Genomic DNA, 11306 nt, shown 5'->3' with positions numbered 1-11306 from the left:
GGTATCAATGCCGCGCGGAATCTCTTTAGACCGTTTCGGTCATCGGCGCCGCGACCGCAGTGATCTAAGACCGAAGCGCTCCGTAGGCCGCAGGTCTCGCTCGACCATTTTTCGATCTGCGATTATGAACGTCGGGTCCTGCGCCGCTGTTTTCGGCCAACGTGCGTCGTTCGCGACCAGGGTGCAGGGTCCGCGAGCGAGCCTGACGACTTTCCCCGGACTGGCGGCCCGGTCCTCCGCCTTGAGCCGGACCACGGTCTGGACAGGAGAGAAATATGCCGACTAGCCGCTGCGTTTTCGTCAGTCACGCCGACGAGGACAAGGAAGTCGCATTGGTCCTGAAATCGCTGATCCTGAAGGCGGCCGGAAAGCCGATACGGGTCTTCGTTTCCTCCGACCTGAAGGACAAGAGGCACGGCACAGACTGGATGAAACGGATTGGCTCCGAATTGGCGGACACATCCGCCTTCGTCTTCCTCGCTTCTCCCGGTTCGTTGAGGGCCAGTTGGACGAACATCGAGATCGGCGGTGCACTGTTCAGTAAGCCGCAACCCCGGATTTTTCCGATCTGCATCGCGGGACTGACCATTCCCCAACTTCCCAGTCCCTCGAACCGATTCGACGCTTCGAATCCGGGATCGGCGGACGAACTTCGGGACGTCGTCGGATCGATTGTGCGCGCCTGCAAAGTCCCGTTTTCCGAAGCATCAACGGTCGATTGGGAAGCCGCTTATCTCGCGTTCTGCGAAGCCCAGGAGGAATGGCTGACGATTGACCACGAGGTGTTCTCGGCCTGCTCTTCCGAAACTTTGCGATATCTCGAACCCATTCTGAACGTGGCACGCAGTGGTCAGGATGCCGCCGGACTCTACAGCGACCTGATAGGCCATGTCCTGCAGACGATGACCTTCCACGGCAGCCCCATAGACGATCGGTTCTGGGTTGCTCACGGCAATGACATCAGGGGAAAGCAGGAGTGGCCGCCGCAGAAGAAGCTTGCCTATCTCGTGCTGGCGGCGAGGCAACGCAAGATCGTGACCGGCCGCAAGGATTCGTACGGCGTCATGGACGTGCTGCGAAGGCAGGTCTCCGAGTATCGCGCCACAGCCACGGACGACGAGCTCGCGCGTCCAGAATCGCAGGACTTCCTCTTCTCGACCGCGTCCCCGAAGGTGCTCAGACTATTCATCCTCCGCAAGGGCAAAGACGCGTTGGCCGACTTCACGAAGCAGCAACTTGAGTCGTTGGACGGGCAGATGGCGGACAACGTCGAAATCCGTTTTCTGCGATGGACCAGACCCGCACCGCCTCCGAATTTCGGAATCTACGGCGACGTCGCCGTCGGCCGCCTTTCGCCGAGCGGCATCAACGAAATCGAATTCGACACTGAGACGGTCAAGAATGTGAAGCGTCAGTTCGACGAACTTTGGGATAGCGGCAAGAGAGTCGAGCGTTCGGACATCGAGACATTGTGTCAGGACCGTTGAACATGCGCCTATTCAGCCTCTCCGACGCGGCAGTCGATTTCGTTGGAAAATCATTTCCCGGAAACGTCGAAAGGGTCGGATTGTCCGATCTTTCGAAGTACCTGTGCTCCGAACGCGATCCTGCGATGGTCATCGCCGACATCGTGTCGATCGACAACCGTCTTGCTGACGGCATTCATGCCGCAGCGTCAGCTGGCGTTCGCGTCGGCATTGTGCCCTATGACCCTCATCATAGCGCCGCCGTGGACCGGCTCATGAAACCCAACAGGCCTGCGGAAAGGAATACGGCCTCCATCGGTCTTTACTCCAGCCGCGGCCTCGACTTCGACTTTCGGACTCCAGCAGAAGACCCATTGTCGGCGAATATCGTGAGGTTGCAGAAGAGGTCTATGGCGGAGGGCACGGAGACGAGCCCCGACGACGCTTCGCGCCAGGTCTTGCATCATGACTTAAACGCACTCGCGGTCGTCACCGAAGGCAGGCAGACCTATTGTCTCTTCGGAATGGGGTGTCTTCATCCGACGATCAGCGATCCGCCGACGGGCCGACTGTCGCCCCGGGACATCAGGGCGCGCCACTGGCTCCTGCAATCGTGCCACAGCCCGTTCGTCTGGCCGGAACTCGGGTCGTACCTTAGCTTGCCGCTGTCGATCGCGCTGACAAGCAACGCCGAAACAGTGATTTGCAGTACGCATGTCCAAACCTACATCCCGGACATCCTGAACATCTACTTTGAGATGATCTCCGCCGGACTACCGTTGGGGGAGGTGGTGCATGCGCTCAACGAGCACGCATCGGCGGAAGGCGTCGACTATCGTCCGTTTGTGCTTTTCGGCAACCCGGAAGCGAAGGCTATTGCCTGCGACCAAGGGCCTGCCGGCAAAATTGAGGTTTCGAAGCGGACGTCGTCGGCACAGACCGCGAGCACCATAAGATTGGTGCGCCGTCTGATCGCTAACGTGGAATTCGCTTTCGATCCCACCAACTTTGGCTTCGACGCGAAGCACAATGCGCCCTGGTCGGCTTTCGGCAGGGACATGAGTTGGCTGCCGCGGACCGAAATACGCGGGCTCGCTCGGTACGCTGACAGTGCCTCCGACATCGGAAGACTACTCGCGAGCATGAAGCCGTCCCATCTGGCCTCGACACCAGGAGAGGCGACCAGACAACTGAGCGGAGCATGGGAAGAGCAGGGCGGCTTCTATGCGCTCGGAGAAAAGCTAGACGAAAACTATCGCGCGACCGGCGCGACGCATACCGATCGTCGATGCCTTGTCTGCAAAGAGCGGCTCATCGAAAGGCTGCTTAGCTATTTCGGACAGAGCCGCTCGGAGGAGTACTCGGAGAGGTCGCAGAAGATCTGCCCGAGATGCCTCGTGGTCGAGCACGTCAGTCCGATGCACCGCGCCTCGACCGAGCTTACGGCCGACCGGACGGCGGACGGGCTCACGATCGGGTTGACCTATACGAACTGTTCCTCCGATCCGCAATGGGTGCACGCGTTCGCTTTTCCGGCCGACCCGAACAACGTCTCCAAGTCGACAGCGCGAAGGGTCTATCGCGAAATGCTGCAACCGGTTGGTCGCAGAACGGAACTTGGTCCCGTATCCCTCGCGCCCGGCGAAACTTTCCGCTTTGGCCATACCACGGGCCCAATACCGGAGGATTTCTGGTATCTGCTCGTCGAAGTGAACCTCATGATCGACTTCTGCTGGAATTGGTTTTCTTTCACCCATCGAGCGCGCAAGATCGAAAAGTGGCTTGCCGGACAACCGTATCTTAGGACGTTGCCTAGGACGAGGTGACCGGACGGCGCCGAGCCGCGGTTGCGCGGTTTTCCTTAGCGTTCGAGTTGATCGCATCACTAGTCGGCTTCTGCAGCGCGCACGATCCCTGCCGCGCGGGCCATCAGCACCAGTTCTAGCAGATCATTTGCCAATCGGGAGGCCAGTTCCTTTTGACCCTTGGCCTTCGCCTCGGCGATGAAGCCGTGCAGCATCGCTGCCCGGGATGAGCGAATTGATAAACGCGATCAAGGCCAGATTGGCAGGGGCAAACATGTCAGACCCGCAGAACAAGCCAACGAAAAGAGGCCGCCCCAAAACAGGAGCGGCCGCACGCGGCGCTGACCGATCGCAAGTACAAATGGGCGCCAAGCAGCTTGCCGTAGTTCTTTCTGAAATCGCCATTCGAGCGATCTTCGATAGCTCGGACGTATCAATTTCATTCGACATGGGCTGGCTTCCCGGTTGAGCCAGCACTTCATGAACCACTGTTTTTGCCCGACGGCACAAGCGAGATTTCGGTAGATCACAAGACTTTGGGGAATGCGAGCCCAGTCGCGACCTCTAATATTTCAATACGTGTTCCGGCAAAAATTCACTGGGCAAGATGAGGCAATCACCACTATCGAAACAGCGATCGCCAATTGTGGAAACGACCTTCCTCCTGGCCAGTTCCGCCGTCTTCGGCTGGCCAACAGCTGACGTTAATCCGGACCTTCGAAGAACTGCGCTGTCGCGGCTACGTCGGCGGTTACGATGCCGTGCGGCGTACGCCAGGCGCGTGGAGTGATAGACAGACCGGTTCGTTCGGGACGCAGGGCTGCGGTCGGCAACGGGAGCTGACAAGCTCCTTTGAGGTTGATAGGGACCTTTTGATCCTCATCGTTGGGATAAGCGGCTGAAATCGCAGCAAGTGCGAACGCCCTCCGAGCGCACCATAAACCCAAAGCGGAGATACATTGTCGTAGTGCGTTCCGAGATGGGCGAGCAACAGGCTCGTGGCGCAGGGAAAAGACTGAATGCTCAGCTTTCTTGCGATGGTCCGTGAGGCTGCAGAGTCGTTTTCACTGATCAGGATTTTTTCAGTGTTCGCTAACCGTAGAACTTCTTCGCGCGGCAGAACAGGTAAGCCTGCGCGAGCGCGAGGGCTTGCAGGCCACGTTCCGCTGGCCTAGGCGGAGTTCCGCCTGCAGGCGAGGGCCGGCCGGGCGCCCTTACGGTTGAAGCATGCGACGGTCGGGGCTTCGGTGGGTGTTGCTCCAGGTTAGCATTTTCGAGCATCTGCACGATGAGCACCATGCCCAAACTCTCATGACCCAATTCCTTGGCATTCTACCGCGAGCAAAATCAGCCGCATCTGACGGAGCGAACTGATCAGTTTTGCGCAAAATGCGCAATATGTCTTGAATACTGCGTGATATGAGCATATATGGCCGGCGTTTGCTCGTTTTTAGCAAAACGCGCAAAATGATCGGAAGTGCGCGGTGTGCGGAGGACAACAGAAATGCAGGTTCCAATTAAGCGGGCCATCGAGAGCGTGCCTGGCGGGATGATGGTGGTCCCTCTGTTGGTCGGGGCGCTTATTGCCACCTTCTTTCCCGATACCCCGAAGTTTTTTGGCTCCTTCACCGGCGCACTGTTCTCTGGCGCGCTGACAATTCTCGCCGTGTTTTACGTTTGCATGGGCGCGAGCATCGACTTCCGCGCGACCCCCTACATTGTGAAGAAGGGCGGCACCCTGCTGATCGTGAAGGTTGGCGTGGCCGTTGTCCTTGGCCTGATCTTCGGCCGCATTTTGGGAGAGACGCCGGTCGCAGCTGGCATGTTCGCGGGTGTCTCGACGCTCGCGATCGTCGCCGCCATGAATGACACCAATGGCGGTCTCTATATGGCGTTGATGGGCCAATATGGTCGTCCGCGTGACGTCGGCGCCTATACCGTCATGTCGCTGGAGAGCGGTCCTTTCCTCACCATGATCACTTTGGGCGTCGCCGGCCTCTCGGCATTTCCATGGCAGACCCTCGTGGGCGCTATCCTGCCTCTGGTGGTGGGTATGATCATCGGCAATCTCGACAGAGAGATGCGCGACTTCCTGGGCCGCGCGGTGCCTGTGATGATCCCGTTCTTCGCCTTCGCGCTCGGCGCCGGCCTCGATCTGTCGAAGGTTTGGCAGGCCGGCGTGCTCGGCCTCGGCATGGGAGTGGCCGTGGTGGTTGTGACCGGCATCCCGCTGTTCCTCGCCGATCGCATCACTGGCGGGAATGGTGTCGCGGGTGTTGCGGCGGCCTCGACGGCCGGTAATGCGGCGGCCGTCCCGGCGATTGTCGCCGCGGCGAATCCAGCCTATGCGGACGCGGCGCGGCCGGCGACTATCCTCGTCGCGGCCTGCGTCGTGGTTACCGCAATCCTCGTGCCGATCGTCACCGCCTGGACAGCCCGCGTCGTTGGTCGCGACGTCAAGAAGCCTGCAGAAGAGAACAACGTGGCTTCTGCCGGCAAGATGCCCCTCGCGGCGCGCTCGGTTGTCACTGAGGCAAGCCACTGAGGCAAAGTCACTGAAGGAGGTCGCTGAAGATGGCCCCTAAAGCGTTTTCGAGCGAAGTGGATACCGGTTCGCGTCAAGAAAACGCGTCAAGCCAAAGCTGGCTGATCGTCGCTGACGATCTCACCGGTGCCGCGGACTGTGCGATCGCCTTCGGCAGAAGGGGGCGTGCGGCCGCGGTGACGTGGGGTGAGGTGACCGACGCGTCGGGCTGCCAGCTGCCCGTCCTGGCCTACGATGCCGCGAGTCGAGGCCTTTCGGCCGGGGCCGCTGCAGCCCGCCATGCCGATGTGCTGGCGCGCCTTTGCGAAGGCCGACGTATTCTTTTCAAGAAGATCGACTCGACGCTGCGGGGGCAACCTGCAGCGGAGACTGCCGCCGCGCTTGCGCATCTCAAGTCACGGTCGGGTCCGGCCTTCGGCGTGTTCGCGCCGGCCTTTCCGGCCACAAGCCGCACCACTATCGACGGGCGTATCCTGGTCAAAGGCCGTCCCCTCGAGGAGGCCGAGGTCTGGCGTCGCGACCATACCTACCCAAATGCCGATCTTATCGACGTTCTCGCAACCGCGGGCATCCGCGGTGAGAAGGTCAAGCTCGCCGCCGTGCGCGGTGGCGATCTCAAAGCCACCTTCGCGAGGCTCGCCTCGGAGGGCGACGTGGTCGCGGCCTGCGACGCCGAGACAGAACACGATCTGCGTTTGATCGCGGAGGCGAGCCTGCATGCCTCGCCCTCGACGCTCTTCATCGGCAGCGCCGGCCTCGCGCATGCGCTGGCCGGCCTCGAAGTCAGCCGTGCCGTCGAGCCGCTGCGCATTCCGGCGAGCGCATCCGGCACCCTGATCGTGGTGGGCTCGCTCGCTGGCGCATCTCGCGCCGCCGCGCGCGAGCTGGAGGCGACCGGCACAGTGGCGCATTTCCCGGTCGCGCCGGACACGCTGCTCAGCGATGGTGCCGGCCGGGCGACGCTCGCCGCGGACGTGATGAGACGACTTGCCGGCGGCGGCGATACACTGGTTGAGATCATGATGGATGATCACCCCGACATGTCGCTCGGCCCGCAACTCGCCAAGGGACTCGCCGACGCTCTTGAGGCCGTCGCTCCTGCGATCGGCGCCTTCGCTGCGACCGGCGGCGACACCGCCGCGGCCATGCTGTCGCGCTTTTGCGTCAACGGCATCCGTCTTGCCGACGAAATCGAGCCGGGCGTGTCGCTCGGCCTTACCCTTGGCCGATTATCTGTTCCGATCGCCACCAAAGCGGGCGCGTTCGGTGACGAGAACAGCCTCATCCGCATCAGCGAGCGGCTTCGCGCCGTCCGAACCAGAGGAAGTTTCATATGACTCGTCCGACCATTGCGATCACCATGGGAGATCCGGCCGGTATCGGGCCCGAGGTGATCATGAAGGCGCTAGGGCAGCCGCAGGTGCAGGCGATCTGCAATGCGCTGGTGATCGGCGACGCCAACCGTCTGCGTAAGGCCGGACAGATCGTCGGCGTGCCGCTTGAGGTCGATGCGTTGAGCGATGCGAAGGAGGCGAATTTTTCGTCGAAGGCCGTGCAGTGCGTCGACCTGAAGCTGGTGCCGGACGATCTGCCGTTCGGCAAGGTGTCGGCGACGGCAGGTGAGGCGGCCTATCGTTATATCGAGAAAGCCGTGCAGGTGGTGCAGGCGGGGCTCGCCCAGGGCATCTGCACTGCGCCGCTTTCCAAGGAAGCGCTGCATGCGGCCGGCCACAAATATCCCGGCCATACTGAGCTCCTGGCGCATCTGACCGGCACGCCGGAAGTATCGATGATGCTGGTGTCGCCGAAACTCCGCGTCATTCACGTGACCACGCATATCGGCCTGCTCGATGCGATCGAGAAGATCGAGCCCGGCCTCGTCGAGCGTGTCATCGCACGCGGACATGACGTACTGGTGCGCGCCGGCATCGCCAATCCGAAGATCGGCGTCTGCGCCATCAATCCGCATGCCGGCGAGAACGGGTTGTTCGGTCGCGGCGAGGAAGCCGCGAAGATCACGCCGGCCGTGGAAGCCTGCCAGCGCAAGGGCTGGGACGTGCGCGGCCCCCTGCCTGCCGACACGCTGTTCTTCCTGGCCGGCCGCGGCGACTACGACATGGTGGTCGCGATGTATCACGATCAGGGCCATGGACCCATCAAGGTGCTGGGGCTGGAAGCCGGTGTGAACATCACTGTTGGTCTGCCGGTGATCCGCACCTCGGTCGATCACGGGACCGCCTTCGACATCGCAGGCAAAGGCATCGCCGACGAGCGCAGTCTGATCGAGGCGCTGCGGCAGGCGGTCGATCTCGCGCCGAGGGAGTCGGTTTGAGGGGGCTGCGCGGGCTCCTCAGGATGAGGAGCGAGATGCACGTTAAGCGCGGACATTGCGGGACCGATGCATCGTGGTATCCATCGGCCGTGCCGCGAAGCCGATACGTCGAGTTCGGCTGACGGCAATGAATCCGGGGGCTGAGGTTCGATGTCGATGCGCAGCAAGGAGCGTCACGCTCGTCTGTTGGAGGCACTGAACGCGGGAGAGGTCGATGTCGACGATCTCGCGCGGCGCTTCGACGTCTCCGCTTCCACCGTGCGGCGCGACCTGCAGCATCTTTCCAAGAACAACGCCGTGCGCCGCACCTATGGCGGCGCGATTCTCACCACCCATGCGAACGAGACGACGCTCGAGCAGCGCCTTGTGATCCAGGGCAAACAGAAGCAGGCGATCGCGCGTGCGGCGCTCGATTTGATCGAGGATGGCGACACGCTGATTCTCGACGCCGGCTCGACGGTCGCAGCCTTCGGCCGACTCCTGCAGCAGCGGCGGCTGCGCATCATCACCAACAATCTTGCGCTGCTGCCCTTCCTCGTCAAGGCTCCGACCCTGGAGCTCGTGGTGCTGGGCGGCACGCTGCGCACCACCAGCATGAGCACCATGGGGCCGCTAGCCAATGAGGCGCTGCGGCGCATGACCGCAGACCGCGCCGTCATGAGCGCCGACGGCGTGGTGAATGGCCGTGGCCTGTGCGAAGCGGATCTCGAACAGGTCGCACTGAAGTCGCTGATGATGCAGCAGTCGAAAGAAGTCATCGTTCTCGCCGACGCCGGCAAGCTCGGCCGCGCCGAACAGATGGCCTGGGCGCCGCTGCCCCCGCGTTGGACTCTGGTGACCGATATCGGCGCACCTGAGGAGCAGTGCAGGCATCTTGCCGATGCGGGAGCGCGCGTGATCGTTGCTGACGATCGCTGAGCCGAAGTCGCGACCACCACTTGTATCCAATACTTATATTTTGGCTCCGTATTCCCGAAGGCGGCCCAAAAAACAAACTGCTGGTTCCACGCCGATTTCTGTAAGTGACTAATAGTATTATAATATTTCAGATATGGACTCGGCTTGTTGGGCGAGTTTGGGCGAGCCCTGCCGATAACCGTTGTGATCTGGATACCAGCATTGACTTTTGGATACATTTTGTCCAGCTTTCGCTCAGAGAAAAGCCAACCTCGGGGGGACCCAGTGACCGACAGTTCGGGAGCGCGAGGGCCGAAATTGACGCAGACCACGGCCGTGCTCGCGATGTGCGCGGTCTTGATCGTCGTTTTCTCGGTTTTCCTGAAGGGCTTCCTGACGCTCGGCAATCTATTCGCGCTGGCGCGTAACATTTCGATGCTCGGCATTCTCGCGCTTGGCATGGCGGTTGTTGTGATCGGGCGTGGACTCGATCTGTCACAAGTTGCCTCCTTCGCCGCCTCCACCGCGATCGCGATCATTCTGATGAACTCGGGCTATGCGACGCCGGTGGCACTGCTGATCGGATTCGTGACGGCAATTGCCATCGGCATCCTGAACGGGTTTCTTATCTCAGTGGTCGAGATGCCGCCGCTGCTGACGACGCTCGCATCGAGCCTCGCTGTTTTGGGGATTGTACGTACCACTGCCGTCCAGCACTATGTCGTATACCTTTCGAAGGGGCACGACGAGTTCCTGCGGCTGGGTGGAAACATCTGGGGCGGTGTCCCGATGCGGCGTCGTGATGGTCGCGCAGACGGCGCTGATGCATCTCCAGGTCGCGGAATCGACCATCATTTTCGATGTCATCATGGTTGTGGTGCTCGGTGGCGTCAGCCTCGTCGGTGGCCGCGGCAACGTGATGAGCGTGATTGCCGGAACGCTGCTGATCGGCGTGCTGCTGAACGGCATGACCATCATGGATATGGACGTGCAGACCCAGAACATCGTCAAGGGAGTTGTGCTGCTGATCGCGATCCTGCTCGATTCCCGGCTGCATCCGCGCGACGAGGAGACGTCGAAGCAGGGCGATTGAAGCTCCGCATCCATCAACCGGCCGAAACAATCGGCCGAAATACAAGGGGAGGAAGAAATATGACCAAAGCCGTACACAGGAAGGCACTTGCCACCATCGGGCTGGTGGCGATGGTGGCAATCACCGCGCTTGTGTCTGCGCCGTCGCAGGCGGCCGGCCCGCGCGACCAGTTGCGTGAAAAATTCGACAAGGCGCTGAAGGGCAAGACGGTGGCCTGGTCGCCGGTCTGGATGGGTGTTCTGGAATCCGAATGGACGCGTGTGATGAAAGATCGTTTCGACGATTACGGCATCAAACTTGTCACGCGCGACGCCAACATGAAGTCCGACATCCAGCTGCAGACCGTCAGCGACTATATCAATGAAAAGCCCGACGTGCTCGTTGTCCAAAATCCGAACGTCACGCTGCTCGCCAAGGAGCTCAAGCGTGCGATGGACGCCGGCATCTATGTCGTGCAGGTCAACATGGCGTCGAATACCCTGAGCGATGCCTATGTCGGGGTCGATGCCAAGGATCTTGGCACCAAGATCGCTCGCGAGGTGATCAACCAGTGCGGCGGCGGCAAGGGTTCGGGGGAGATCGCGATCCTCGAGGGGGAGGCCACCGCGGCCTATTCGCTCGATATGAAGAACGGCGCCATGGAAGTATTCAAGACCGATCCGTCGATCAAGGTCGTGTCTTCGCAGCCGACAAGCTGGGATGCCAACAAGGCCGGTGATATCACGACCACTGTGTTGCAGCAGCACCCCAAGCTGTGCGGGATCCTCAGCGTCTGGGGACCGCAAACCGCCGGCGCAGCCCAGGCGATCAAGGCGGCCAACATGGGCGACAAGGTGAAGGTGTTCGTTGCCAGCGACGGACAGCCGGCCGATTGCGATCTGCTGGAGCAGGGCGCGTTCTCCGCGAACCTGTCGTATCGCGCCGACGTGCAGGGGCAGACCATCGCCGACGCAGTGATCGCGCTTCTGCAGAGCGGCGACAAGCCGGGCTCGAAGAACGTCGCCTATTACACGACCCCCGCCTGGGTGAAGTCGAAGGACGATCGGATGTACTGCTTCAGCATTCCGAAGGGCGTCAAGTAAGCGTTCCGGCCGCCCGCGCCCCTGCGGCGCGGGCAGGCCCGGAGTTGAGATCCCCATTCCCCAGTGTCGTCCCGCCGTTCGGCCGT

At 61.3% G+C, this 11306-nt stretch carries 9 protein-coding genes and 1 pseudogene; 9 read left to right on the top strand and 1 reads right to left on the bottom strand.

What is annotated here, in order from left to right:
* Window positions 1–275: 275 nt before the first annotated feature.
* Together J6500_RS09445 and J6500_RS09440 are read left to right on the top strand one after the other, a co-directional pair.
* A complete protein-coding gene (locus J6500_RS09445) occupies window positions 276–1487 on the top strand; it encodes a toll/interleukin-1 receptor domain-containing protein (RefSeq protein ID WP_225712420.1) in 1212 nt (403 codons plus the stop codon).
* Between the two features lie 2 nt (window positions 1488–1489).
* A complete protein-coding gene (locus J6500_RS09440; protein ID WP_225712419.1) occupies window positions 1490–3292 on the top strand; it encodes a hypothetical protein in 1803 nt (600 codons plus the stop codon).
* A gap of 59 nt (window positions 3293–3351) precedes the next feature.
* Here the strand turns inward: J6500_RS09440 and J6500_RS31965 are convergent, their stop codons facing one another.
* On the bottom strand, window positions 3352–3486 hold the full coding sequence (locus tag J6500_RS31965; RefSeq protein WP_283842902.1) for a hypothetical protein: 135 nt from the start codon (window positions 3484–3486) through the stop codon (window positions 3352–3354).
* 11 nt (window positions 3487–3497) lie between these two features.
* Between J6500_RS31965 and J6500_RS09435 the strand changes: the two genes are divergently transcribed.
* The 7 genes and pseudogenes from J6500_RS09435 to J6500_RS09400 all read left to right on the top strand — a co-directional run bounded on the left by J6500_RS09435 (window position 3498) and on the right by J6500_RS09400 (window position 11220).
* Window positions 3498–3740: a hypothetical protein gene (locus J6500_RS09435; RefSeq protein ID WP_225712418.1), complete on the top strand. Its 243-nt coding sequence runs from the start codon at window positions 3498–3500 to the stop codon at window positions 3738–3740.
* Between the two features lie 1035 nt (window positions 3741–4775).
* Window positions 4776–5816: a 2-keto-3-deoxygluconate permease gene (locus J6500_RS09430; RefSeq protein ID WP_225712417.1), complete on the top strand. Its 1041-nt coding sequence runs from the start codon at window positions 4776–4778 to the stop codon at window positions 5814–5816.
* Window positions 5817–5845: 29 nt separating this feature from the next.
* Window positions 5846–7153, top strand: coding sequence for a four-carbon acid sugar kinase family protein (locus J6500_RS09425; RefSeq protein ID WP_225712416.1), 1308 nt, complete (start codon window positions 5846–5848; stop codon window positions 7151–7153).
* Window positions 7150–8148 carry a 4-hydroxythreonine-4-phosphate dehydrogenase PdxA gene (pdxA, locus tag J6500_RS09420; protein ID WP_225712415.1) on the top strand — a complete coding sequence of 333 codons (999 nt, stop codon included), beginning with the start codon at window positions 7150–7152 and terminating at the stop codon, window positions 8146–8148. Before J6500_RS09425 ends, pdxA begins: the two co-directional genes overlap by 4 nt.
* Window positions 8149–8304: 156 nt before the next feature.
* On the top strand, window positions 8305–9066 hold the full coding sequence (locus tag J6500_RS09415; protein WP_225712414.1) for a DeoR/GlpR family DNA-binding transcription regulator: 762 nt from the start codon (window positions 8305–8307) through the stop codon (window positions 9064–9066).
* A gap of 264 nt (window positions 9067–9330) precedes the next feature.
* Window positions 9331–10138: pseudogene (locus tag J6500_RS32295) on the top strand (ABC transporter permease).
* Between the two features lie 59 nt (window positions 10139–10197).
* Entirely contained in the window at window positions 10198–11220 is a 1023-nt protein-coding gene (locus J6500_RS09400; RefSeq protein WP_225712629.1) for a sugar ABC transporter substrate-binding protein, read from the top strand.
* Window positions 11221–11306 lie beyond the last annotated feature (86 nt).

Source organism: Bradyrhizobium semiaridum, assembly GCF_020329505.1.
In the GTDB taxonomy this organism is placed as follows: Bacteria; Pseudomonadota; Alphaproteobacteria; order Rhizobiales; family Xanthobacteraceae; genus Bradyrhizobium; species Bradyrhizobium semiaridum.
Note: the sequence above shows the minus strand (reverse complement) of the source record. Positions and strands in the feature narration are given on the sequence as shown.

Excerpts from the sequence above, each read along its gene's own strand:
- J6500_RS09445 (WP_225712420.1), top strand. The coding sequence starts at position 276 with ATGCCGACTAGCCGCTGCGTTTTCGTCAGTCACGCCGACGAGGACAAG.
- J6500_RS09440 (WP_225712419.1), top strand. The coding sequence starts at position 1,490 with ATGCGCCTATTCAGCCTCTCCGACGCGGCAGTCGATTTCGTTGGAAAA.
- J6500_RS31965 (WP_283842902.1), bottom strand. The coding sequence starts at position 3,486 with ATGCTGCACGGCTTCATCGCCGAGGCGAAGGCCAAGGGTCAAAAGGAA.
- J6500_RS09435 (WP_225712418.1), top strand. The coding sequence starts at position 3,498 with ATGAGCGAATTGATAAACGCGATCAAGGCCAGATTGGCAGGGGCAAAC.
- J6500_RS09430 (WP_225712417.1), top strand. The coding sequence starts at position 4,776 with ATGCAGGTTCCAATTAAGCGGGCCATCGAGAGCGTGCCTGGCGGGATG.
- J6500_RS09425 (WP_225712416.1), top strand. The coding sequence starts at position 5,846 with ATGGCCCCTAAAGCGTTTTCGAGCGAAGTGGATACCGGTTCGCGTCAA.
- pdxA (WP_225712415.1), top strand. The coding sequence starts at position 7,150 with ATGACTCGTCCGACCATTGCGATCACCATGGGAGATCCGGCCGGTATC.
- J6500_RS09415 (WP_225712414.1), top strand. The coding sequence starts at position 8,305 with ATGCGCAGCAAGGAGCGTCACGCTCGTCTGTTGGAGGCACTGAACGCG.
- J6500_RS09400 (WP_225712629.1), top strand. The coding sequence starts at position 10,198 with ATGACCAAAGCCGTACACAGGAAGGCACTTGCCACCATCGGGCTGGTG.